Source organism: Billgrantia endophytica, from assembly GCF_002879615.1.
GTDB classification, from domain to species: Bacteria; Pseudomonadota; Gammaproteobacteria; order Pseudomonadales; family Halomonadaceae; genus Halomonas; species Halomonas endophytica.
The window spans coordinates 108231-131175 of sequence record NZ_PNRF01000020.1; the positions used below are offsets into that span (position 1 = coordinate 108231).

At 63.5% G+C, this 22945-nt stretch carries 20 protein-coding genes and 1 pseudogene; 9 read left to right on the plus strand and 12 right to left on the minus strand.

Features of this window, described 5'->3' with window-relative positions; translation table 11 throughout:
• Positions 1–40 precede the first annotated feature (40 nt).
• The 3 genes from C1H69_RS10610 to C1H69_RS10620 all read right to left on the minus strand — a co-directional run bounded on the left by C1H69_RS10610 (position 41) and on the right by C1H69_RS10620 (position 3768).
• Entirely contained in the window at positions 41–946 is a 906-nt protein-coding gene (locus tag C1H69_RS10610) for a PstS family phosphate ABC transporter substrate-binding protein (protein ID WP_102653414.1), read from the minus strand.
• A 318-nt stretch (positions 947–1264) separates the two neighbouring features.
• Positions 1265–2170: a ribose-phosphate diphosphokinase gene (locus C1H69_RS10615; protein WP_102653375.1), complete on the minus strand. Its 906-nt coding sequence runs from the start codon at positions 2168–2170 to the stop codon at positions 1265–1267.
• The gene (locus C1H69_RS10620; RefSeq protein ID WP_102653376.1) at positions 2170–3768 is read right to left on the minus strand and encodes a thymidine phosphorylase family protein; all 1599 of its coding nucleotides are present in this window, start codon (positions 3766–3768) and stop codon (positions 2170–2172) included. Before C1H69_RS10620 ends, C1H69_RS10615 begins: the two co-directional genes overlap by 1 nt.
• 206 nt (positions 3769–3974) lie before the next feature.
• Between C1H69_RS10620 and C1H69_RS10625 the strand changes: the two genes are divergently transcribed.
• Together C1H69_RS10625 and C1H69_RS10630 are read left to right on the plus strand one after the other, a co-directional pair.
• Positions 3975–4913, plus strand: a complete 939-nt coding sequence (locus C1H69_RS10625) for a 2-dehydropantoate 2-reductase (RefSeq protein ID WP_102653377.1) — start codon at positions 3975–3977, stop codon at positions 4911–4913.
• Between the two features lie 94 nt (positions 4914–5007).
• Positions 5008–5775, plus strand: coding sequence for a class I SAM-dependent methyltransferase (locus C1H69_RS10630; RefSeq protein ID WP_102653378.1), 768 nt, complete (start codon positions 5008–5010; stop codon positions 5773–5775).
• A gap of 66 nt (positions 5776–5841) precedes the next feature.
• Here the strand turns inward: C1H69_RS10630 and thpD are convergent, their stop codons facing one another.
• A complete protein-coding gene (thpD, locus tag C1H69_RS10635; RefSeq protein ID WP_102653379.1) occupies positions 5842–6750 on the minus strand; it encodes an ectoine hydroxylase in 909 nt (302 codons plus the stop codon).
• 580 nt (positions 6751–7330) lie between these two features.
• Between thpD and C1H69_RS10640 the strand changes: the two are divergent.
• Positions 7331–7480: pseudogene (locus C1H69_RS10640) on the plus strand (IS5/IS1182 family transposase); the annotation flags it as partial.
• A 70-nt stretch (positions 7481–7550) separates the two neighbouring features.
• Here the strand turns inward: C1H69_RS10640 and C1H69_RS10645 are convergent.
• Both C1H69_RS10645 and C1H69_RS10650 read right to left on the minus strand, forming a co-directional pair.
• Positions 7551–8207 (minus strand): hypothetical protein, encoded by a 657-nt coding sequence (locus tag C1H69_RS10645; RefSeq protein WP_102653380.1) that lies wholly within the window; start codon positions 8205–8207, stop codon positions 7551–7553.
• Positions 8208–8366: 159 nt separating this feature from the next.
• Positions 8367–8843, minus strand: coding sequence for a YbhB/YbcL family Raf kinase inhibitor-like protein (locus C1H69_RS10650; protein WP_102653381.1), 477 nt, complete (start codon positions 8841–8843; stop codon positions 8367–8369).
• Between the two features lie 75 nt (positions 8844–8918).
• Here C1H69_RS10650 and C1H69_RS10655 point away from each other — a divergent pair, with 75 nt between their 5' ends.
• Positions 8919–9380, plus strand: a complete 462-nt coding sequence (locus C1H69_RS10655) for a flavodoxin family protein (RefSeq protein ID WP_205738458.1) — start codon at positions 8919–8921, stop codon at positions 9378–9380.
• Between the two features lie 84 nt (positions 9381–9464).
• Here the strand turns inward: C1H69_RS10655 and fadA are convergent, their stop codons facing one another.
• Positions 9465–10643, minus strand: a complete 1179-nt coding sequence (gene fadA, locus C1H69_RS10660; protein WP_102653383.1) for an acetyl-CoA C-acyltransferase FadA — start codon at positions 10641–10643, stop codon at positions 9465–9467.
• 26 nt (positions 10644–10669) lie between these two features.
• Positions 10670–12832 carry a fatty acid oxidation complex subunit alpha FadB gene (gene fadB, locus C1H69_RS10665; protein WP_102653384.1) on the minus strand — a complete coding sequence of 721 codons (2163 nt, stop codon included), beginning with the start codon at positions 12830–12832 and terminating at the stop codon, positions 10670–10672.
• 232 nt (positions 12833–13064) lie between these two features.
• Between fadB and C1H69_RS10670 the strand changes: the two genes are divergently transcribed.
• A complete protein-coding gene (locus C1H69_RS10670) occupies positions 13065–14360 on the plus strand; it encodes a DUF5924 family protein (protein WP_240609903.1) in 1296 nt (431 codons plus the stop codon).
• A gap of 92 nt (positions 14361–14452) precedes the next feature.
• Positions 14453–14896: a transcriptional regulator SlyA gene (gene slyA, locus C1H69_RS10675; protein WP_102653385.1), complete on the plus strand. Its 444-nt coding sequence runs from the start codon at positions 14453–14455 to the stop codon at positions 14894–14896.
• 31 nt (positions 14897–14927) lie between these two features.
• On the opposite strand, the gene C1H69_RS10680 is transcribed toward slyA, so the two are convergent.
• Positions 14928–15470, minus strand: coding sequence for a preprotein translocase subunit YajC (locus C1H69_RS10680; RefSeq protein WP_102653386.1), 543 nt, complete (start codon positions 15468–15470; stop codon positions 14928–14930).
• Between the two features lie 106 nt (positions 15471–15576).
• On the opposite strand from C1H69_RS10680, the gene C1H69_RS10685 reads away from it, so the two are divergent.
• Entirely contained in the window at positions 15577–16032 is a 456-nt protein-coding gene (locus tag C1H69_RS10685; protein WP_102653387.1) for a universal stress protein, read from the plus strand.
• A 48-nt stretch (positions 16033–16080) separates the two neighbouring features.
• Here the strand turns inward: C1H69_RS10685 and C1H69_RS10690 are convergent, their stop codons facing one another.
• The gene (locus C1H69_RS10690; RefSeq protein ID WP_102653388.1) at positions 16081–18006 is read right to left on the minus strand and encodes an ATP-binding cassette domain-containing protein; all 1926 of its coding nucleotides are present in this window, start codon (positions 18004–18006) and stop codon (positions 16081–16083) included.
• 125 nt (positions 18007–18131) lie between these two features.
• On the opposite strand from C1H69_RS10690, the gene C1H69_RS10695 reads away from it, so the two are divergent.
• Positions 18132–19028, plus strand: a complete 897-nt coding sequence (locus C1H69_RS10695) for a TatD family hydrolase (protein WP_240609904.1) — start codon at positions 18132–18134, stop codon at positions 19026–19028.
• A gap of 1 nt (position 19029) precedes the next feature.
• Positions 19030–19509 carry a hypothetical protein gene (locus C1H69_RS10700; protein ID WP_102653390.1) on the plus strand — a complete coding sequence of 160 codons (480 nt, stop codon included), beginning with the start codon at positions 19030–19032 and terminating at the stop codon, positions 19507–19509.
• An 18-nt stretch (positions 19510–19527) separates the two neighbouring features.
• Here the strand turns inward: C1H69_RS10700 and C1H69_RS10705 are convergent, their stop codons facing one another.
• Both C1H69_RS10705 and C1H69_RS10710 read right to left on the minus strand, forming a co-directional pair.
• Positions 19528–20595, minus strand: coding sequence for an ACP S-malonyltransferase (locus tag C1H69_RS10705; RefSeq protein ID WP_102653391.1), 1068 nt, complete (start codon positions 20593–20595; stop codon positions 19528–19530).
• Complete coding sequence (locus C1H69_RS10710) at positions 20592–22838, minus strand: thiamine pyrophosphate-dependent enzyme (protein ID WP_338066169.1); 2247 nt, start codon at positions 22836–22838, stop codon at positions 20592–20594. The genes C1H69_RS10705 and C1H69_RS10710 overlap by 4 nt, the downstream gene beginning before the upstream one ends.
• Positions 22839–22945 lie beyond the last annotated feature (107 nt).

Below are 22945 nucleotides of genomic sequence, written 5' to 3' on the forward strand. Positions count from 1 at the left end.
CAGAAGCGTATAACAGCTTGATGACAGTTGGATGACAGCATCACGGCACCAGGCCCAGCTCACGCCGCTGGCGCGACAGTGTCTCCTCGGGCAGGGCCACGAAACCCAACTCCGTGACCGTACCCTGGCCCTGGGGCGAAAACACCAGGTCGAGGAAGGCCCGTTCGGGCGCCGGCAGCACCTCGCCCGGGGGTAGGTTGAGGTAGAGATAGAGCGAGCGTCCCAGCGGATAATCACCGCGTCGCACGCTGTCGGCATCCGGCATATGCACGACGCCCTCCGCGTCCACCAGGGCCAGGGCCTTCACCCCCGGAGCCAGGTGGTTCAGGCCCGCATAGCCGATGGCGTCGAGACTCTCGGTCACCGCCGCCACCACGGCCGCCGCACCGGGATGCTCGTTGAGCCGGTGGTGGTACTCGCCGTCGCACAGCGCCCGCTGGCGAAACAGCCCGTAGCTTCCCGAGGCCAGGTTGCGGCCATGCAGCTCGATCCGCCGGGAGGGTGCGTCAAGGTTCAACTGCTCCCAGCGAGTAATGTCGTGCTCGGCGCCACAGCGACGGGTACGCGAGAAGATCGCATCGAGCGCTTCGAGCGTGATGGTGTCGAGCGGGTGATGGCGATGCACCACCACCGCCAGGGCGTCGCGAGCCACCTCGACCTCCAGTGGTGGATAGCCGCGACGCGCAATGAACGCCTCGCGTTCCTCGTTGGTCATGGGACGCGACATGGGGCCCAGACGGGTGGTGCCGGCGGTCAGTGCCGGAGGCGCACTGGCCGAACCGCTGGCCTGCAACTGGAGGCGTACGCCCGGGTACTGGTGGGTCAGCTGTTCGCCCCAGCGCAGCATCAGCCCGGCCAGGGTATCGGAGCCCACCGTCCCCAACGTTCCCGATGGAACATCGGCATGGGCCTGGGGCAACAGGAACCCGACAAGCAGACAGGTCATCAGACAGGTGCGCAGCCATCGCACCGATGACGGGGCCGCCGATGGCCTCTTCAGGCTCACCTGCTGGCCGCCGTCGTTTTTTTCGATCAGGCTCGCATCGAACATGAGTCTCCTCCCAATTCGTCTGGGCATCAGGCAATACCAGCATGCTCATTTTCGGCATCAGCGCCAGCCATGCCTTCCCGGCCACCTGACGACGCAGTCGTGGGCGGAAGCGTCCTCCTGGCATGGATCGACCTGTCAAGGGTTCGGTTGTCCCTGATGTATGCGGTTGCCCTCACTGTCTACAGGAACCGGTGCTGCAGTTACCCGCTCGGTTCATTCCAGTTTGGTCAAGAGCTGTTCCAGTGCATCGGCCAGGACAGGCGCCATGGCGATGGCGTTGCTTTCATGGGGGATGCAGTCGGTACTCCAGATATTGCCTACTCCCGCGTCCTGGATCACGTCCATCGCATCGCTGGCGAATAGTGCGTGGGTAACGGCGACATCCACCGAGGCGGCACCGGCTTCCAGCAGCAGCCTGGCGGCCAGGGCGATGGTGTGGCCGGAGCTGGCCACGTCGTCCATCAGCACCACGTGGCGGCCGTCCACATCGAGTTCGGGCAGCGCAATGTCCACTTCCCGGTCGCCATGGCGAATCTTGCGACATATGCCGTAGCCGAAGCCGGTCACCTTCGCGGCGCTTTCCACCCACTGGGAGGATTCGGCATCCGGGCCGACCAGCAGGGCATCGCCGTGCTTTTCCCGGATCAATTCGGCCAGTCGCGGAGCGCCCGAGAGTGCAATCGCGTGGTCGATGGGTATCGCCTGGTCGAGCCGGTCGATGCGGTGCAGGTGTGGGTCGACGGTGATCACGGCATCGAACAGGTCGGCAAGGAATTCGCCGATGAGTTGCTGGCTGACGAGTTCGCCGGGATGGAAGGCGATATCCTGGCGCATGTAGGCGAGGTAGGGGGCCACCAGTACCAGGCGCTTCACACCGTGCTTGCGGGCATGCCGGGCAATCAACAACAGTTCGACCAGCTTCTCGTTGGGCCGGTCGAGGCTGCGGTAGACCACCAGAGGGTCGGGAAAGGTACCGGCACGGGCGAAGGGAAGCGAAAGGCGCAGCTCGTCATCGGGGAAGCGATGGCAGCCGATCTCGTAGGCTGCGATACCCACGGTGGCGGCGAGACGCCCGGCGGAAGAGGCCTCTTCCTGGCAGTAGAGCATCCCTGCGGTCATCAGAACTCCACGTTAAGTCGGTTGATCTCGTCAGCCTTGCCGATACTGTAGCCTCTGTTGCGCTCGCTGCACTGGTGAGCGAAGCCGCTTTCGCTGCGAAAGGCGGCATATACCCGGTAGAGCGGCTGCCCCCGTTCGACGCGATCGCCTATCTGGGCATACAAATCGACGCCGGCGCCCTTGGCCTTGGGCGCCCCCGCCAGGCGGGCGATGCGAGCCAATCGCAGGTTGTCGATGGCAGTGACCACCCCATCGGTTGGCGCCAGCACATCGAAGCCATGGGGGGCCAGCTCTAGATTGTCGAGATCGAACGGCCTTGCCCCCTGGGCCTGGATGATCGCCTGCATTTTCTCCAGGGCGCGCCCGGAGTCGAGGATGTCCCGGGCGATGCTGAAGCCGTCGCCACCCCGAATATCGGGATCGAACTCCAGCATGCGTCCCGCCAGGCGCAGCGACTTCTGGCGCAGGTCCATCGGCGCATCGGGATGGTTGGTGAGCACCTGCATCACATCGCGGGCTTCCAGCACGGGGCCGATGCCCCGCCCCACCGGCTGGCTGCCGTCGGTGATCACCACATCCAGCGTCAGCCCCATGCGTCCGGCCACGAACTCGAACATCTTGCGAAGCCGCCGTGCCTCTGGCATGGAGCGCACCTTGGCGTGACGGCCTACGGGGATATCGAGCACCAGGTGAGTCGAGCCGGCAGCGACCTTCTTGGACAGGATCGAGGCGATCATCTGGCCCGGCGAGTCGATGGAGAGCGGCCGCTCCACCGCGATCAGCACATCATCCGCCGGAGACAGTTCACTGGTGCCGCCCCAGGCGAGGCACCCCCGGTGAGTGCGCACCAACTCACTCAGCTCATCAAAAGGGACTTCCACCTTGGCCAGCACTTCCATGGTATCGGCAGTACCCGAGGGCGAGGTGATCGCCCGCGAGGAGGTCTTGGGACAGAGCAGGCCGTGGGCGGCAACGATGGGTACCACCAGCATGGAGGTGCGGTTGCCGGGGATGCCACCGATGCAGTGCTTGTCCACTACCGGATGCTCATGCCAGTCGAGCCGGCGCCCTACCCGGCTCATGGCATCGCTGAGGTAGAAGACCTCCTCGCGGTCGAGCTCGCCGATGTCACAGGCGACCACGAAGGCGGTCAGCTCGATCTTGGAGTAGCGCAGCTCGGCGATGTCCTGGACGATCTCGCGGAAATCCTGACGGGTGAGACGCTCACCGGCAATCTTGCGATGCAGGGCCGGAATGGAGGGCGGTGGCTCCGCCTGGGAAACACTGACCGGATGCCCCTCCTCCACCCCGAGTGAGGCAAAGGCGTCTTCGGAGAGACCCAACTGGTCGTGGCCGACGATGGCGATGTCATCCACCACATTGAGGCTGGCCAGGATGCGCCGGCCATTGGCACGCACTTCGACCTTGGAGAGCGCCTGGAAGCCCTCGGCGCGGTAGAGGTCGCACTCGCGATGCAGATAAGCGACGTTCTCCCGGTAGGTATCGACGGCGACACGACGCAACGCCAGCGGCAGGCCGGTGTCTTCGATGCTCTCGTCGATGGCGTCAACCACCGCCTCTTTTACCTTCTTGTTCATCCAGACCTGCCAGTTTCAATCGAGTCGGGGTTCATTCCTCGAGTCTGCCTCAATTCCTGCCGTATGGGCAGCGCAATGCCTGGCTGGCGTGATCTCGGACAAGTCACCTCGACCCTGATGGCAACAAGCCCCGGACACATCCGGGGGTACACCAGTTGACTTTGCCACTATCCTCCAAAGAGGGACAGCCATGTGAAGGAGGCAGGATGAGATTTGCAATCGTGGGCAGTGGTGGCGTTGGCGGGTACTTCGGTGGACGACTGGCCGAGGCCGGAGAGGACGTCACCTTTATCGCGCGGGGGGAGCACCTGGCCGCCATGCTCCGGGACGGGCTCAAGGTCTCGAGCATCAAGGGGGACATCGTCATCGACCCTGTCCAGGCCACCGACGACCCGGCAAGCGTCGGCGTAGTGGACTGCATCATCGTGGCAGTGAAGGCGTGGCAGGTACGTGAAGCGGCGGAGTCGATGCGTCCCATGGTTGGCCCCGACACCTTCGTGCTGCCATTGGAGAACGGAGTGGAAGCCGCCGATACGCTGACCGATGTGCTGGGGGGCGACCCGGTACTGGATGGCCTGTGCGGTATTCTCGCCTGGCGCGAGGCGCCGGGACATATCAAGCATGCCGGAGTGGATCCCTTCATTCGCTTCGGGGAACGTGACAACCACAACAGTGAACGCACTGCCCGGCTCAAGTCCGTCTTCGACAACGTGAAGGGGGTGAGTGCCGAGATACCCGACGACATCAAGGTCGCGCAGTGGAGCAAGTTCCTGTTCATCTGCGCCATGAGCGGTATCGGCAGCGTCACGCGCGCTCCTATCGGTGTGACACGCCAGCTATCCGAAACACGGGCGTTGACGGAACGGCTTCTGGAGGAAATCGAGGCGGTCGCCAAGGCCCATGGCGTGATCTTTCCGGGGGATGCCGTTTCCCGGGCCATGCAATTCATCGATGCCATGCCGGCCGAGAGCACCTCCTCCATGCAGCGCAACATCATGTCGGGAGAGCCCTCGGAACTGGAGTCGCAGAATGGCGCCGTGGTACGGCTGGGCCGGGCCGTCGGCATCGAAACGCCGACCCATGCGATGATCCATGCCGCCCTGCTGCCCCAGGAGATGGCGGCTCGGGGGGAAGGCCCCCCGTAGCCAGGAGAGGCCGCGGGAGGAGGCCATCCGGAAACCGCTCTATGATGGATAATAGATGGATAATAGAAACCGACGTTGACTTCGGAGCCGCCTGATGACCCACTCACCGTACAATGCTCCCGGGCAGACATGGCGCGCCAGCAGTTATGCGCACCATGCTGGCTTCGTCCCGGCCCTGGGCAGGGATGTCGCCACCCTTCTGGCACCCCGGCCCGGCGAACGGATTCTCGACCTGGGCTGTGGTGACGGCACCTTGACCACGGAGCTGGCCAAATCCGGCGCCACGCTTGTCGGGGTGGATGCATCGACCGACATGGTCGATGCCGCCCGGACCCGTGGCCTGGATGCCCGAGTGGCGGATGCCCACCATCTTCCCTTCGACCATGAGTTCGATGCGGTTTTCAGCAATGCCGCCCTACACTGGATGTTCAATCACGAAGCCGTGGTCGCCAGCATACACCGGGCCTTGAAACCGGGTGGACGCTTCGTGGCCGAGTTCGGGGGGCATGGCAATGTAGCGGCGATCTGTACCGCCATGCTGGCGGCGCTGCGGGCCCGTGGCATCAGCGGCAAGGCTCGCTTTCCCTGGTTCTTCCCCACCGTGGAGGAATACCGTGAGTGTCTGGAGTCGGCCGGCTTCACGGTCGCATCCATCCAGCTGATCCCTCGACCCACACCACTGCCAACCGGCATGGGCGGCTGGCTAGCCACCTTCGCCAATCCCTTCCTGCACGGCCTGTCGGACGATATTCGCGAGGTGATACTGGACGACGCTATCGGCCTATTGGCGCCCAGCCTGTGCGACAGTCACGGAAACTGGACCGCGGATTACGTGCGCCTGCGGGTCAAGGCTCACACCTGACCATGAGTGCCACAGCGCCCAGCGCTGGATGACACTCATGCTTGCAGGCAGCCAGCACGCATCCTGTCAGGTAACAGGCGTCAGCGGGCTCCAGTCCTTGCGGTTGGCCAGGAAATCGGGGCGTGGTCGGTTACCGCAGAAGGGGTTGACCAGACCGTTCTCGACGCTGTTGTAGACGAAGAACAGGTTGCTCCTCGGCCAGCAGGACATGTTCATGTTCGAGCCATGCAGGGTGTTGCACTCGAACAGCAACAGGGTACCGGCGTCGCCCTTGGGGGCTTCGATATCGCCCTCGAGCATCAGCGTGCGCAGACTGACCTTGTCCGGCACGCCCACTTCCTGGCTCTTGAGGGATTCCTTGTAGTTATTCTCCGGGGTGCGCCCGACACAGGGTACGAAGTATCTGTGGGAGCCCGGCACCAGCATCAGGGGGCCGTTGAACTCGCCATTGTCCGTCAGGATGATCGAACAGCTCAGCGAACGCATTCGTGGCATGCCATCCTCGCTGTGCCAGGTCTCGAAATCGGAATGCCAGTTGAAGCCCTTGCCGGTAAAGCCGGGTTTGTAGTTGATCCGGGACTGGTGGATGTAGACATCGCTGCCCAGCAACTGCTGAACCATCTCCAGCAAGCGGGGGTCACGGGTCAACTGGCTGAATCGCCCGGAGACTTCATGAATGCCGAAAATCGAGCGAATTTCCTGACGGCCCGGCTCCAGCACGGTGCCTTCGGAAAGCTTCAGATCCTCGTCCTCTTCGTAATCGCTGAGCTCCTGCAAGAAGGCCTCCATCTCCTCCTTCTCGAAGAAGTTCTCGAATGAGAGAAACCCCTTCTGCTCATACTCATGCAGTTGGTCCTCGTTCAGCGGGCCATTGCTTCGTTGCGCTCCCTCACTGTGAACGACAGGATCAAAGCGCTCGAACATTCCCAGTTTGCGCTCCAGCCGTGTAGGGAAAAGATCCTGGATGTCATTCATTGCATGCTCCTTTGCACCGACTCGAAACACCAGTCACAAGACTGGTAGTTTCTTACCCTAGTTCCCAAGGGTTCCGCATGCAAAGCGACTTTGTTTCACGATATTGTGGTTGTGAAAGCACTTTGTGAGGCCTGGAAAAAAGTCATACCGAAACTCGCACGCAAGGCAGAACATGACCACGCCGACACCGTCTCATGGCCGGGTTCCGGAAGATGGCGTTGCGGACCCGATATCGTTTCCCCACTGTTCTTGAGGTGGATAGGCCGTATCGCTCCACCGCGATAACCGCCGTTCAGCAGTTGGTACCTACGTGGGCGCATGGGAAGCGCAGAGATCAGCCTCGACGTTGACGCCGAAGTTGACGGCGCCGGAATCGAAGACGCGACAAGGCGTTGCGAAATCCACGCCAGGCACCGCCAAACAGCTTGGCAAAGAGTCCGGCGCGCAACCGGGCATTGCGCTGCTCGATTTCACGGATTTTCGGATCCGGGTTATGGAAGGCCATGAGTGTCACCCTGCTGTAGCAAGCACACTGGATGCATATCACGAGGTCATAGCGCCTGTCGAGACACCCCGCTCACAGGATGCAGATGCCCCGGACTCCCGGTGCTGTGTCGCCGCCGAGCGCATTGCCATCAAGAAGATGGAAGGCAGCCCCATGAAAACGCTGCTGCTGGCGATCGAGAAGGCCAAGGCCAGCATCCGCACCAAGCTGAAGTGGTCATGTCATGGCCGCTGAGACAATGATCTGGCCACGCTGAACGTTTCAGCCGACTAGAAACGAATTGCTCAGCGGTTCCCTAGGCGTTCGCACTTAACTGCCGTATGTACTTGCGCAGCTTGTATCGCTGCCACCTGGATGCCAGCCGCCGAGTGTCCCAGGTAGAGGGGACAAGGCCGCATTCGCCTTCCTGGTCATGGATATCGAAGCACCGCTCGGCACCAACCGGATGGTCTTCCGAACCATAGATGCAGATCAGGCGTACAGTGAGCGAATGGAGAGTCGCTTCCCCCTTGGGACGGATGCCTTCCAGCTCGATTCCCTTCTCGCAGGCAAGACGCTGAATCAGATCGCTGAAGCTATCGATATGCACGAAACTTCCCGGGTTCAGCGGGCCCTGATAGGTACTGTCCTTCAGCGTGGGGGTAGAGCGGGACGGGGCGTCATCCTCATCGTATGCCTCCTGCCGATCCGTGACATCCATGATGATGGAGCCATCGGATGTCTTCAGTTCGGCAATGATGTGCTGGATGAAGATGGGTTCGGCGCTCATGTTGCTGATGATGCACAGCGCGTGGATGTCCTTCTTCTTGCCGCGATTGATAATCAGCCGCGGTCGGCGCTGACGGCGAAAACTGAAATAGAGAAGCTGGGCATAGACCAGCCAGATGACCAGGGTCCCGACATTGGTCAGCACGGTGATCTCAGCATCGTACCGAGAGAGCCACTCAAACATCGCAATCGCTCCTTGACTGCCATGAGGCCGGCGGGTGCTGGTTAGCTGTTACCTGAAGCCAAGCCGCTAACGCCAGAACAGGCCGCTGAAGCTCGTGGCCGATCCACCGCTCCAGCCAAGAGCGGTGGATCGCAATGGCGTAGAACCCAGGCGGCAGGTTCACCCTCGCCGGTAGGTACCCACCAGCCGGTTCATGCCCAGAAGGTATGGCTCGACCTGCTTGAGCAACTCGGGGAGATCGAGCCCTTCCGGCAGGTCGGTGGGCTTATCCAGAGCCAGGATCCAGAAATAGTAGTGATGCTGGCCATGGCCCTCCGGCGGCATGGGTCCACCATAGCCCAGGTTACCGAAATCATTCTTGCCCCGGGTGCCTTCACCGGTGTTTTCCGCCAGGGAGGTGGTGGAACCAGGCAGGTTGTAGAGCAGCCAGTGGGCGAAACCGTAGCTGCCGTTCTGCACCAGTGGCGCATCGGGATCATGGCAGATCACCGCATACGCCTTGGTTCCCTCCGGGGCATCGTGCCAGCTCAATGCCGGTGAAAGGTCGCTCCCCTCGCCGGTGTAGGTTTTGGGGATCGCGTCATGCGCGCTGAAAGCGGAACTTTCCAGCCGTATGCTTGAAAGAGCGAAGGCCATAGCCGTCATCCTCCTCGGGTTCGAAAAAAGGTGGGTGCCGAAACAGCGTCGGAAAAAGCCGTTAGACTGTCAAACATGAAACAGCTGCTGATAGTGGCCCATGCGCCTTCTCCCAACACCCTGACACTCCGCGACGCCGCCGAACGAGGTGCCCGCCATCCCGATATCGAAGGGGTCGGGGTAGTGGTCAGGCCACCCTTGGAAGCAGGCCCCGATGACGTCATGGCCTGCGATGCGCTCCTGCTCGGCACCACCGAGAACCTCGGCTACATGAGCGGTGCCCTGAAGGATTTCTTCGACCGCAGTTACTATCCTGTGCTGGAAGCGAAACAAGGGCTGGCCTGCGCGCTCTACGTGCGGGCCGGGCACGACGGCACCGGCACGCGCCGGGCGGTGGAGAGCATCGTCACCGGGCTACGCTGGCGCTGGGCACAGGAGCCGCTGATCCTGCGTGGCGAGTGGCAGGAGGGCTTCGTCGAGCAGGTGGAGGAACTGGGGCTTTATCTGGTAGCCGGACTCGACAGCGGCATCATCTGAGCATCTCCTGCCACTCCGAAAAACGGCACCCCGAGAGGTGCCGTTAGAGACGTTTCTCTACCCTTACGCGCAGGAGTCAGCGTTTCACTTCAGGCGCTCGAAGACCGTCGCCACGCCCTGCCCCATGCCAATGCACATGGTGGCCAGGCCAAGACTGGTCTGCTGCTGCTGCATCACGTTGAGCAGCGTGGTGCAGATGCGCGAGCCGGAGCAGCCCAGCGGGTGGCCCAGCGCGATGGCGCCACCGTTGAGATTGACCTTCTCGTCCATGGCATCGAGGAAACCGAGGTCCTTGAGCACCGGCAGGCCCTGGGCGGCGAAGGCTTCGTTGAGTTCGACGGTCTGGATATCGGCAGCAGAGAGACCGGCAGCCTTGAGTGCCTTCTTGGAAGCCGGTACGGGGCCATAGCCCATGATCGAGGCGTCGCAGCCGGCCACGCCGGTCGACAGCACCCTGGCGATCGGCTCGAGTCCCAGTGCCTTGGCCCTCTCGTAGCTCATCACCGCCATCGCCGAGGCGCCCACCGAGAGCGCCGAGGAGGTCCCGGCGGTGACGGTGCCATTGCGCGGATCGAACACCGGCTTGAGGCCGGCCATCGATTCGAGGCTGGCATCGGCGCGGATCACCTCGTCGCGATCGACCCGGACCCGGAAGCCGTTGGCATCGTGCCCTTCGACGCCAATGATCTCGTTATCGAAGCGACCGCCATCCAGCGCCGCCTGGGCACGCTGGTGGGAGCGCACGCCGAACTTGTCCTGCTCCTCGCGGCTGATACCGTGCATCTTGCCCAGCAACTCCGCGGTGAGACCCATCATCATGGCAGCCTTCGCGGCGTACTTGCTGGCTGCCGGGTTGACGTCGACGCCGTGGGCCATGGGCACATGCTCCATGTGTTCGACGCCGCCGATGACGTAGAAGTCGCCCATGCCGGCCTTGATGTTGGCCGCCGCAATATGCAGCGCGGTCATGGAGGAGCCGCACAGGCGGTTCACGGTCTGAGCCGGTACGCTGCGCGGAATGCCGGTCATGATCGCCGCGTTACGGGCGATGTTCATGGACTGTTCCAGGGTCTGGTTGACGCAGCCCCAGATCACATCGTCGACTTCGGACGGGTCCAGACCAGGGCTGCGATCGAACAGCGCCTGCATCACCGCGGCGGACAGATTCTCGGCACGCACGTTGCGGAAAGCGCCATTCCTGGCCTTGGCCATGGCAGTGCGGACGCCGTCGACCACCACGATATCTCTCGGATTCAAACTCATGTCTCGCTACTCCTTTTCGTGGTGGGTCAGCTGTAGAAGCGCTCGCCGGCTTCAGCCATCTTGCGCAGCTTGTCGGTGGGGGCGTAGAGCGGCCCCAGCTCCTCGGCCAGGCCCTCGGCCAGCTTGACGAACTCAGCCACACCCATGGCATCGATGTAACGCAGGGCACCGCCGCGGAACGGCGGGAAGCCGATGCCGTAGATCAATGCCATGTCGGCTTCGGCCGGCGTCTCGACAATACCGTCCTCCAGACAGCGCACGGTCTCCAGGCACAGCGGCACCATCATGCGGGCGACGATATCCTCGTCGGAGAATGTCTTCTGCCCCTTGACCACCTGCTTGACCAGGTCATGGGCAGCATCGTCGCTGACCTTCTTCGGCTTGCCTTTCCTGTCTTCCTCGTAGGCGTAGAAACCCTTGTCGTTCTTCTGGCCCAGGCGCTCGTTCTCGACCATCACCTGGATGGCCGTCTTGCTCTCTTTGCCATCCATCTGCGCCATGCGCTCGGGAAAGCCTTCGGCCATCACTTCGCCGGCGTGTACTGCGGTGTCCATGCCCACCACGTCGAGCAGGTAGGCCGGGCCCATGGGCCAGCCGAACGTCTCCATGACCTTGTCGATGCGCTGGAAGTCCGCTCCCTGTTCGACCAGGAAATTGAAGCCGCCGAAATAGGGGAACAGCACGCGGTTGACCAGGAACCCCGGGCAGTCGTTGACCACGATGGGGGTCTTGCCCATGGCGCGGGCGTAGGCCACGGTGGCGGCCACGGCGGCGTCACTGCTCTTCTCGCCGCGGATCACTTCGACCAACGGCATGCGGTGCACCGGGTTGAAGAAGTGCATGCCGCAGAAATTCTCGGGGCGCTTGAGATTCTCGGCCAGGCGATTGATCGAGATGGTGGAGGTATTGGAGGTCAGGATCGTGTTTTCGCCGATCAGGCCTTCCACCTCGGCCAGCACCGCGTCCTTGACCTTGGGGTTCTCGACGACGGCTTCGACCACCAGGTCGACGTGGCCGAAGTCGCCATAGGAAAGGGTCGGACGAATGTTGGCCAGCTTCTCGGCCATCTGCTCGGTCGTCAGCTTGCCGCGCTCGGTCTGCTTGGCGAACAGCTTGCGGGCTTCCTTGAGACCGAGCTCGATGGCTTCTTCCTTGATGTCCTTCATCAGGATCGGGATGCCCTTCGAAGCGCTCTGGTAGGCGATGCCGCCACCCATGATGCCGGCGCCCAGCACGGCGGTCTGCTTGACCGGCTGCGCCTGCTTTTCGTACTTGCTGCCCTTCTTCTTGACTACCTGGTCGTTCAGGAACAGGCCCACCAGGTTGAAGGCGACGCTGCTCAGCGCCAGCTTGGCAAACGCCTTGGCCTCGATGGCCTGGGCGCGGCCACGCTCCTCTCCGGCGCCCTTCTGGATGACCTTGATGGCATCGATGGGTGCCGGGTAGTGCGGTCCCGCCTTGCCGGCCACGTAGCCCTTGGCGGTCTCGAAGGCCATCATCTGTTCGATGGCGTTGAGCTTCAGCGGCCCCTTCTTCTCGTCACGCCGCGCCTGGTAATCCAGTTCACCGCGATTGGCGCGGGCCAGGATGTCCAGCGCCGCCGCCTCGAGCTGGTCCGTTGGAACGACGGCATCCACGGCACCGACCTTGAGGGCGGCATCGGCCCGGTTCTCGGAGCCACCGGCGATCCATTCGATGGCGTTGTCGGCGCCGATCAGGCGCGGCAGACGCACGCAGCCACCCCAGCCCGGCAGAATGCCCAGCTTGGTCTCGGGCAGGCCGATCTTCGCTTTCTCGCCCATGACACGGAAATCGGTAGTGAGCACGACTTCGCAGCCGCCGCCGAGTGCGAGGCCGTTGATGGCCGTCACCGTGGGGAACGGCAGATCCTCGATGACATTGAAGATGTCATGGACCTTGAGATTCATTTCGACCAGGTATTCCTCGCCCTTGTCGAACAGACCATGGAATTCGGTGATATCGGCGCCTACGATGAAGACATCCTTTCCGCTACCGATCACCAGCCCCTTGAGGCCACTCTGGTCCGAGATCGCCTTGACGGCTTCATCCAGTTCGGCCACTACCGCGCTGGACAGCTTGTTGATGGACTCATCCTTCAGGTCGAAGGTGAGCATGGCGATGTCGTCGCCGTTGCGTGCCACCGTGATGGCATTGCCTTGATAAATCATCCACGAATCTCCACACAGAGGTTGGCGTTGGAGGAGTGCCCGGTTTCATACGGCCGTTTGATTTCTGGAAGCTTGGTGCACTCCAGCCGGTACGTCAAGCCCCAGCTTCCACACCAATGGTCTAGCATGGGCAGCGCATCGATGCTCGAGGCGGCAGGTACTGATAGGATAGCCCCGTACCGTTTTACGGCGTTCCCGTCTCCATGGTCCTCTCGACTCCACGGTATTGCTGATGCGCATGCCCGCCGCGGCTCCCCCGCCGGCTTCCAGCCCCTCGCTTCGAGTCCAGCGTTTCCACACCCGTATCGTACGGATAGTGGAGCGCGTTCGCCCGTGGAGCTGGCTGTGGCCCCCCATTGCCTTTGCTGCGGGAGTAGGCAGTTTTTTCCTGGTGGAGCGTCAGCAATGGCTGGGGGCAGTGCTCGCCCTGAGCATGCTGCTGGCCTGGGTGCTGCTGCTCTCCGAGAGCTTGATTGGACGGTTACTGGCCCGCCGTGGCCATCCCGACCTGCCGCGGGGGGTGGCTACCTTCATTGCCCAGATGGTGCACCAGGAGACGCTGTTCTTCTGTCTCCCGTTCGTGCTCGCCACCACCGTATGGGCCAGCGGTCAGGGGCTCTTCGCCCTGCTGGTATTGGGCATGGCGGTGTTTTCCATTCTCGACCCGCTTTACTACAAGCTGGCCGAGCGAGCACGCTGGCTCTACTTCGCCTTTCACGCCCAGTGCGTCTTCCTGGTGGTACTGGTCACCCTTCCGCTGATGCTGCAATTGACCACCGGCCAAAGCCTGAAGTTGGCGTTGGCGGCCATGGTGATCTTCAGCCTGCCTAGCCTGTGGCAGCTGCTTCGGCCAATGTCAGCACGGCGCTGTGCAGCCGTTCTGACGTTACTGCCACTGCTGGCAGCCCTGGCCTGGGCAGGCCGCGTCTGGGTCCCGCCAGCCAACCTGTGGATTTCGGCCAGCGCACTGTCGCCAGGCTTCGATGCCTCGGCTCGTAGCCCTCAGGGTAGCGCCCGCCTGACCCCGGATGCGCTCGGTACCCAGGGGCTTTACGCCTATACGGCCATCCGTGCACCCCGAGGGCTACGCGAGGAAATCGTGCATGAGTGGCGCCACGAAGGAGAATTGATCGACCGGGTGCCACTTTCCATCCATGGCGGTCGACAGGAGGGCTATCGTGCCTGGTCGCACAAGCTCAATTTTCCGCAGCACCCCGCCGGCAACTGGCGGATCGATGTCATGACAGACAGTGGACAGCGTATCGGAGTACTGCGCTTCACGGTATCGGATGATGCCGAGCAAGCCACCCTGGCCGATGGACGGGTCGCTCCACCGACAGGGCTGGCCGGACTGGACCTGCGATGGCTGGTGCCGGGTAACCGACCTGGCCAGCGCGACACGGAACCGGGACAGCCCTTGCCGGGCACACAGCCACAGCCGGAACCGACCCCGGCTGAAAGCCGGGAATCGAGTGAGGAAACGTCACATCCGGCAGCAGAAGAGATACCTGCGAGTGAACCTCAGTAACAGAGCGAGCCAACGGTCTTCCAACCTTTTGGGTTGCATTACACGGCAGGCCTCCGGACAATTCGGCAAATTCAACGCAATTGCGGAGTCCCATGCACCAGAACATCGGCTTCCGACTGTCCCGCCTGCCACGACTATGGCGGGCCATCATCGATCAGCGACTGGCTCCCCTGGGTCTGACCCAGACACGCTGGGTCACGCTCTACCACCTCTGGCATCTCGGCGATGGCCAACCCCAGTGCGACCTGGCTCGCGCTATCGGTGTCGAGGCGCCATCACTGGTGCGTACGCTGGACCAACTCTCCGAACAGGGCCTGATCGAGAGGCGTCCCAGCGAGCAGGATCGTCGAACCAAGCGGGTCTTCCTGACCCCAGAGGCCACACCGCTCCTGGAACAGATCGATGAGGTGGTGACCCAGGCGAGACGCGAGATGCTGTCAGGGCTGAGCGACGAGGACATCAAGCACCTCGACTCCCTGCTGGCCCATATCGAAGACAATGGACTGGCGATTCAGGCTCGCGAAAGCGATAGCTGAGGGTGGACATGACAAGCGGCGCTGACGAGCCTCAGTCAGGCGCCGGCCTTTCGCCGCCACCGAAGGCTCGAGTGGCCGGAGGCCGGTCGGCACGTCCGGCGAGAGCATCACGGACCTGTCGGAAATCCTCCACATAGGTCAAGAACCGCTCCGCGCCCTGCGATTCCCACCACCAGAGGGTAATGCCGTACTCGTTCGACTCGACCACCAGCGCATCCTGAGGCAACCGCATCAGCAACGCTTCCAGTGGCTCACGGGCCTCCTCCGGCAGCGGCCGCAGCGGCTCGACTCTCCAACGCCAGCCAGCGACACAGGGCTTCAGGGCCTGGCTGGCGTCGCTGTCCCTTACCAGCAGGAAATGCGGGCCGGGACATTCGCGGGGATAGTGCCAACGATAACCCGGCATGGCGGTATCGATACCGTGCAGCGGCGGCTTCTCCAGCTTCACCTTTACCCCCGCCTTGGCGGCCGCATTGCGCAGTGGCGCGATACGTCGCTGTCGCGTACTCGGCTTGAGCCACATCACCGGTGCGACCATCAGCAGCAGCACGGCCACTATCATTGCCCAAACCATCGGTGCCTCCTGACTAAATCTTGACGCAAGTCGTTGTCTTGGCTCGGCAGCCGTCCTAGAGTGAAGGCATGTTCATCACAACCGTGCCGTTTCGCAGGAGCCTGCCATGAGCAATGAATATCGTCATATCCTGGTCGCCGTCGATCTGACCAAGGATTCGCACAGGGTGCTCGAGCGTGCCATACAGATCGCCGAGCGCAACCAGGCGAAGCTGTCGATCATGCATACGCTGGAACCGCTGGGCTTTGCCTATGGCGGTGATATCCCCATGGATCTCACCAGTATCCAGGATCAGCTCGACGAGCATGCCAAGCAGCGCCTGGCCGAAATCGCCGATTCCCATATCGCCAAGGAAAACCAGCATGTGGTGGTCGGCATGCCCGACACCGAGATCCACCGCTTCGCCGAAGAGCACAGCGTGGACCTGATCGTCGTCGGCTCCCATGGCCGTCATGGCTTTGCCCTGCTGCTGGGCTCCACCTCTACCGGCGTCCTGCATGGCGCCCAGTGCGACGTGCTGGCCGTACGCGTCGGCAGGAAGGGCGAAAGCAGCGAGGAGTGACCGTCGAAGGACATCCTGGTGCCGCCGCCAAGGTCGGCGACACCGTTCTCACTCCCCTGCCGCCATCGCCTCCAATTCCATCCATCGCTCCATGGCGGTTTCCAGCTCGGCCTGCTTGTCGCTGAGCGCCTGCAGGGTGGTAGCAACGCTGTCGGCAGCCTGCTGATAGAAACCCGGGTCGCCTACCTGGTCTTCGAGCCGGGCCACGTCGGCCTCGAGGGTCTCGATCAGCGCCGGCAGGCCATCGAGCTCACGCTGGAGCTTGTAGGAAAGCTTGACGGGCTTCTTCGCCGCCGCGGCCTGGGGCTTGTCGACGCCCCTGGTCCGATCGGGGGCTTCGCTCACGGGTTCGATACCCTGGCGAGCCGCCCCTTCCCAGGGGGCCGGCGGCAGCGTGCCGCCCTGACGCACCCAGTCGGTGTAGCCACCCACGTATTCGCGCACCCGGCCCTCCCCCTCGAAGGCCAGCACCCCGGTCACCACGTTGTCCATGAAGGCCCGGTCGTGGGAAACCAGCAGCAGGGTGCCCTCGAAGTTGAGCAGCAGTTCTTCCAGTAGCTCCAGCGTCTCGACATCGAGGTCATTGGTCGGCTCGTCGAGCACCAGTACGTTGGCAGGCTGGGTGAACAGCTTGGCCAGCAGCAGGCGGTTGGACTCCCCGCCGGAGAGCGCCTTGACCGGCTGGCGGGCACGCTCGGGGGTGAACAGGAAATCCTGCAGATAGCTGATGACGTGCTTGTCCTTGCCACCCACGGTGACCCGATCGCTGCCCTGGGCCACGTTGTCGTAAACGCTCTTGGCCGGCTCGAGCCCGGCGCGCAGCTGATCGAAATAGGCCACCTGGAGGTTGGTGCCGAGACGCACTTCCCCCTCGCTCGGCTCGAGCTCGCCGAGCAGGATCTTGAGCAGGGTGGTCTTGCCGGCCCCGTTGCGGCCGATCAGGCCGATGCGATCGCCGCGCTGGATCTCCAGGCTGAGATCGCGAATCACCACTTCGTCGTCGAAACGATGGGTGACGTTCTTGAGTTCGACGACACGCTTGCCACTGCGCTCGCCGCTATCCACGCTGAGGCTGGCCTTGCCCTGGCGCTCACGGCGCTGGCTGCGATCCCGACGCAACTGCTCGAGGGCTCGTACCCGGCCTTCGTTACGGGTCCGTCGGGCCTTGATCCCCTGGCGAATCCACGCTTCCTCCTGGGCAAGTTTCTTGTCGAACTCGGCGTGCTCCCTCGCTTCGACTTCCAGCTCGTGGGACTTCTGCTCCTGATATTTCGCATAGTCGCCGGGATACCGGCCCAGGTGGCCACGGTCGAGTTCGAGAATCGCGGTGGCCAACTTCGACAGAAAGGCCCGGTCGTGGGTAATGAACAGCACTGAACCGCTGAAGACGGCAAGCTGCTCTTCCAGCCAGGCGATGGTGTCCAGGTCCAGGTGGTTGGTGGGCTCGTCGAGCAGCAGCAGGTCGGGGTCCGCGACCAGGGCGCGAGCCAGGGCCACGCGACGGCGCCAACCACCCGAAAGCGACGCCATTTCATCGTCGGCAGGCAACCCGAGGCGGGTCAGCACCACATCGATGCGCTGATGGAAGGACCAGCCGTCGATGGCCTCCAGCCGGGTTTGGAGCTGGGCCATACGGTTCATGTCGGGATCGGGATCCTGGACCAGGTGGTGATACTCGGCGAGCAGCTTGCCGGCCTGCGGCAACCCTTCCGCCACCACGTCGAAGATGGTTTCGCCGGAAGCCGATGGCAGGTCCTGGGCCAGCACGCCGATCTTCAGCCCCGGCGCGCGCCATATGCTGCCTCCGTCGGGTAGGATCTCGCCGGCCACCAGCTTGAGCAGCGTCGACTTGCCGGTGCCGTTGCGACCCACCAATGCCAGTCGTTCTCCCCTCTCCAGTACCAGATCGGCGCCATCGAGCAGGACATGGTTGCCATAGGCCAATTGCAGCCTTTCCAGACGTAGCAGGGTCACGCGATCACCTCATCCAGTCATCAAGGCGGCTAGTGTAACGCATGGCCGGCTCGGCGTGGTCCTGTACAATACGGCGCACCCTGAGGAAAGGGGCCTGTTGCCCCGATGACACGAGGAGTTCTGCCTTGGTTGACCCGGCCGAGACCTGCGATGATTTTCTGCCCGAGGCGCTGCGCTTTCGCTCCCCCGCCCCGCTGGTGGATATCGGCGCCAATCTGACCCATGAAAGCTTCGCCCGTGATCTCGACGCGGTGCTGGCACGTGCCCGCATGGCCGGCGTGACCCACCTGATCCTGACCGGCACCGACCGCGAGCATGCCGAGCAGGCCGTGGAACTGGCGCGGCGCCATACCGGCCTCTATGCCACCGCCGGGGTCCATCCTCACGATGCCAGCCGCTGGGACCCTGCCTTGCAAGGGGCCATGCGCGACCTGCACCAGCAGCCCGAAGTCGTGGCGGTGGGTGAGTGCGGACTGGATTTCAACCGCAACCTCTCGACTCCCGCGGAGCAGGAAAGGGCCTTCGAGGCGCAGCTGGGTCTGGCGGTGGAGAGCGGCAAGCCGCTTTTCGTGCATGAGCGCGACGCGGGAAAGCGCATGCGGGAGATCCTCCATGCCTGGCGTGACGACATCGGTGATGCCGTCATCCACTGCTTCACCGCCGATCGCGACACCCTCTATGGCTACCTCGACCTCGACCTGCACATCGGCCTGACTGGCTGGCTCTGCGACGAGCGTCGCGGCCACCACCTGCGCGAGCTGGTCGGCGAGATTCCCCTCGATCGTCTGATGGTGGAAACCGACTGCCCCTACCTGCTACCTCGCAACTTACCTGCCAAACTCAAGGGCAGACGACACGAGCCGGCCCTGCTGCCCTGGATCGTACGAGAGATCGCCCACTGGCGTAATATCGGTGAAGCCGAGCTGGCCCGCGCCACTACCGATACCGCTCGGGCCTTTTTCCGCCTGGCAGCCGCCGACGGCCTACCTGACGCTGGCGCTCATCAGCAGGAGAACGATTGATATGGCCGACATTCCCGGATTCATCGCCGTGGAAACCGGTGACGACAGCGACCTGCCCCTGGCAATTGCCTGGGTGCTTCCCGACGGACGCATCAAGCACACCCTGATCCAGCCCGATGACGACTGGCTCAGCGATGAGATGAACGCCTTGAATGGCTACAGCATGGAAGAGCTGACCAGCTTCGGTGCCAGCCCCCTGGATGTGATCCGCGAGCTGGAGAACGACCACTTCAATGCCACGCTGTTCACCGCCGGTATCAGCGATGACGAGGCCGCCTTGGCCCGGCTGTTCGACACCTACGGCCTGGATCCCTTCGTCGAACTGGCACCGGCCGACAGCCTCTATCCCGGCCTGGCCAATGGTGAGTGGAGCCGTGCACGCAACGACCTGTTCGGCGAGATGGGGCTCGAACCGATGCGGCCCGAACACGAGGTCGAAGTCATGCTGCGGCTCCACCAGCGTCTGGGCCTCGTGGAATAGCGGCCGGCGGAATATCCTTCACCGCAACAGCCACTCCCGCTGTGCCGGAATGCCCATGCTGATCAAGCAGGGATCTTCGGCCTGGCGAGCCTGGAAGGTTTTCTTGCTGTCCAGTCCCTTCCAGCCCAGTTGGATCAGCGCCTGGGCCGTGGCGCCGCCCAGCGTGGCGCCCGGGCCGGGAATGACGATACGATCCGGCGCAAACTCCCTCACCCCGACCCGAAGCGCCGTGGTGAAATCATAGGGGGCGACAAGCTGTTCACCGAGGGTATAGTCCCATAGCGCATGAGGATCACTGCTCCATGGCGACCAGATATGTCCGCGCCCATCGATCAGAGGCAGCCTCGGTGCCTGGAAGGGGCCATCGGTGAGTCGCTTGCGGGCAGCCTCCCTCACTTCCTGCTGCAGCGGCGTGTGAAAGGCCGAATGCTGATGCAGGCGCATGGGAAAGCGTTCCTGAGGCGGCAAGGCTTCGGCCAGCCTTGCCAGCCCGGCTTCGTTGCCGCCAAACACCAGCATGCCGCCCAGGTCGATGGAAAGGAAAAGCTGCGCTCCCTGCTCGCCGTGCAGTTGATCGACCAGCGCCAGCAGGTCACGGCGAAGCGACCACTGCGGCCGCCACTGCTCGTCTACCCAGGGGTAGAGCACCTGCCCTCCGACAAGGGTTTCCTGCATCATCTGGCCCATGGTGCCGATCAGGTGGTGGGCATCCTCGTACCCCAGGGCGCCACCGCCGGCGAGCGCGATGTACCAGCCCATGGAGTTGCCGGTGACAGCGACCACCTCGTAGCGTTCTGGGTCGATGGCCAGCATGTCCGCCAGGGCGCAGGCATAGATCAGCGGCGAGGCATGTTCGCCCCTTCCATGCAGGCTCTGGCGAAAGGGTATTTCGCCGTCCAGCTCGCTCAGGCTCGGCATGCCCGCCTTCCGACGCTGCGCATCGAAGCGTGCCAGCCACTCGGTACCTGCCGCATGACGCGCCAGGGTGCCCCACTCGGGCGCATTGTAGGTGCCGCGCCCGGGGCAGACGATCAGTAGTCGTTCCCGAGCCGATGTGGCATTCGATGCGGTACTGGCCTGGCTCATTCGCTGTCGCTCCCTGCCGAAACCTTGCCGGCCGGCTCTACCGTTGCCGGGTCATCGGCCACATTCCGGCCATTGGTGCCAGCCCTGGCGACGGCACGCCGCGCCCGTTCGGCAATGGCGTCTACCGAGGGCAGGGTCACCGTCGCGGCCCGGCCCAGCGGAATGAAGCTGTCCTCGGCCGTGAGCCGGTGGAGACGACTCCCGTCCACGCCCCGTTCGATCAGGGCGGTGATCAACTCCTCGCTGAGCGAGCCGCTGCGCCGGCATTCGTCCACCACCAGAACCTGGTCGCAGCCTGCTATGTGGCGATACACGGCGTCATGGTCGATGGCGGTCAGCCAGCGCAAATCGACGATACGCAGGGCAATCCCCTCGGCCTCCAGGCGCAAGGCGGCCTGACGGGAGAGATAGACCCCGTTGCCATAGGTGATGATAGCGAGCTCACGCCCTGCCCCCCACTGGCCCAGCTCGCCTACCGGCAGGCGATGATTCGGTCCCGGATCGGCGAAGCACCACTGCTGGTCGCCCTCTTCGAGCAGGTCACGGTTATGATAGAGCGCGATGGGCTCCAGCATGACCACGACACGTTGTTCCTCGTCGGCCAGGCGCACCGCCTCCTGCAGCAGGCCCACCGCATCGGCGGCGTTGGAAGGACAGGCGACCAGCAACCCCGGGATATCGCGCAGCACGGCGATGGCATTATCGTTGTGGAAGTGACCGCCGAAGCCCTTCTGGTAGCCCAGCCCGGCAATACGAACCACCATGGGATTGGTGTATTGGCCGTTGGAGAAGAAGCTCAGGGTGGCGGCCTCGCCACGCAACTGGTCTTCGGCGTTGTGCAGGTAAGCGAGGAACTGGATCTCCAGTATCGGCACCAGTCCATTGTGGCCAAGCCCGATGCCAAGCCCCAGAATGCTCTGTTCGTCGAGCAGGGTGTCGATCACCCGATGAGGTCCGAACTGTGCCTGAAGCTTCTGGGTAACACCGTAGACGCCCCCCTTGCGCCCGATATCCTCGCCGGCCATCACCAGATGGGGGTAGCAGCTCATCAGCCGCTGCAGCGACTGGTTGAGCAGCTTCGCCATGGGCGCCGGCGATGACTCGACCTCCCCTTCCCAGGTCCGCTGACGCCCGGGACGCGACGGCGGCACGATGCTGGCCATGACCTGCGAGGCGGTTTCCAGCTTGGGGCGCCGTATCGCCTCTTCGGCGACATGGGCCACACGCTCGCCCACCGCCCGATAGAGGGCGCCGATCTCTGCATTGTCGAGCACGCCATGGCGCTGGAGCAGTCCGGCGCTGACCAGTAGCGGATCGCGAGCCTCGTCGGCCTTGATGCGTTGCGGCGTCATATAGGCCTGCTGGGCATCGGAGCCTGCATGGCCGAACAATCGCACACAGTGCATGTGCAGGAATACCGGCTGCTTGCGGCTGCGGGCAATGCGTGCCGCCTCGCGGGCCGCACGCCAGGTATCAAGCAGGTCGAGGCCGTCGCAGCTCAGGTAATGGAAGCCGGGGCGCGAACGCATGCTGGCTGCTATCCAGCCATCGGGCGTGGGAGTGGAAATGCCGATGCCGTTGTCCTCGCAGACCATGACGAGCGGCATTGGCGCCCCCTGGTAGGCGGCCCAGCCGGCGGCATTCAAGGCGCCCTGCGCGGTTGAATGGTTGAAGGAGGCATCGCCGAAGCTGCAGACCGCCACGCTGTCGGCTGGCCACTCCCCGCCACCGCCCAGGCGCCGCCAGAGGCCGAGGCTGTAGCCCGCTCCGACCGCCTTGGGGAGATGCGAGGCGATGGTACTGGTCTGGGGCGGAACATGGAGCGCCTTCGAACCCAGTACCTTGTGGCGACCACCGGAAACCGGATCGTCCGCCGAGGCGGCAAAGCTCAGCAGCAGGTCCCAGAGCGGCGTCTGGCCCGGCACGCTCCGGCTGCGCTGCAGCAGGAAGGCCGCATCGCGATAGTGCAGGAAGGCGGGATCGGTGGGACGAAACGCCCGGGCGATGGCGGCGTTGCCCTCGTGACCGGCGCTGCCGATGGTATAGAAGGCTTCGCCCCTGGCCTGCAATCGACGGGCATGCAGGTCGAGGTGCCGGCTCATCAGTTGGGTCTCGAACAACTCGGCCAGCTCGCCAGGATCGAGCCCGACGTCGTCGAGCGTCCAGGCCTGTCGTGGCTCGGGCCAGTCGCCGGAGTGCAGGGCGGAGAAGAAGCGTTTCTCCTGGGGCAGGGGTTCGACCACGATAGATGGCTCCCGTCGCAGTAGTCGGATAGGACAAAAAGAGACGCGAAGGACGACATGCGCCTGTCCCGCGAATGCTCATAGCCTAGCGCGCCCGCCTGCCGAAG

Coding starts and splice junctions, on each gene's coding strand:
- C1H69_RS10610 (WP_102653414.1), bottom strand. CDS start 946: ATGACCTGTCTGCTTGTCGGGTTCCTGTTGCCCCAGGCCCATGCCGAT.
- C1H69_RS10615 (WP_102653375.1), bottom strand. CDS start 2,170: ATGACCGCAGGGATGCTCTACTGCCAGGAAGAGGCCTCTTCCGCCGGG.
- C1H69_RS10620 (WP_102653376.1), bottom strand. CDS start 3,768: ATGAACAAGAAGGTAAAAGAGGCGGTGGTTGACGCCATCGACGAGAGC.
- C1H69_RS10625 (WP_102653377.1), top strand. CDS start 3,975: ATGAGATTTGCAATCGTGGGCAGTGGTGGCGTTGGCGGGTACTTCGGT.
- C1H69_RS10630 (WP_102653378.1), top strand. CDS start 5,008: ATGACCCACTCACCGTACAATGCTCCCGGGCAGACATGGCGCGCCAGC.
- thpD (WP_102653379.1), bottom strand. CDS start 6,750: ATGAATGACATCCAGGATCTTTTCCCTACACGGCTGGAGCGCAAACTG.
- C1H69_RS10645 (WP_102653380.1), bottom strand. CDS start 8,207: ATGTTTGAGTGGCTCTCTCGGTACGATGCTGAGATCACCGTGCTGACC.
- C1H69_RS10650 (WP_102653381.1), bottom strand. CDS start 8,843: ATGGCCTTCGCTCTTTCAAGCATACGGCTGGAAAGTTCCGCTTTCAGC.
- C1H69_RS10655 (WP_205738458.1), top strand. CDS start 8,919: ATGAAACAGCTGCTGATAGTGGCCCATGCGCCTTCTCCCAACACCCTG.
- fadA (WP_102653383.1), bottom strand. CDS start 10,643: ATGAGTTTGAATCCGAGAGATATCGTGGTGGTCGACGGCGTCCGCACT.
- fadB (WP_102653384.1), bottom strand. CDS start 12,832: ATGATTTATCAAGGCAATGCCATCACGGTGGCACGCAACGGCGACGAC.
- C1H69_RS10670 (WP_240609903.1), top strand. CDS start 13,065: ATGCGCATGCCCGCCGCGGCTCCCCCGCCGGCTTCCAGCCCCTCGCTT.
- slyA (WP_102653385.1), top strand. CDS start 14,453: ATGCACCAGAACATCGGCTTCCGACTGTCCCGCCTGCCACGACTATGG.
- C1H69_RS10680 (WP_102653386.1), bottom strand. CDS start 15,470: ATGGTTTGGGCAATGATAGTGGCCGTGCTGCTGCTGATGGTCGCACCG.
- C1H69_RS10685 (WP_102653387.1), top strand. CDS start 15,577: ATGAGCAATGAATATCGTCATATCCTGGTCGCCGTCGATCTGACCAAG.
- C1H69_RS10700 (WP_102653390.1), top strand. CDS start 19,030: ATGGCCGACATTCCCGGATTCATCGCCGTGGAAACCGGTGACGACAGC.
- C1H69_RS10705 (WP_102653391.1), bottom strand. CDS start 20,595: ATGAGCCAGGCCAGTACCGCATCGAATGCCACATCGGCTCGGGAACGA.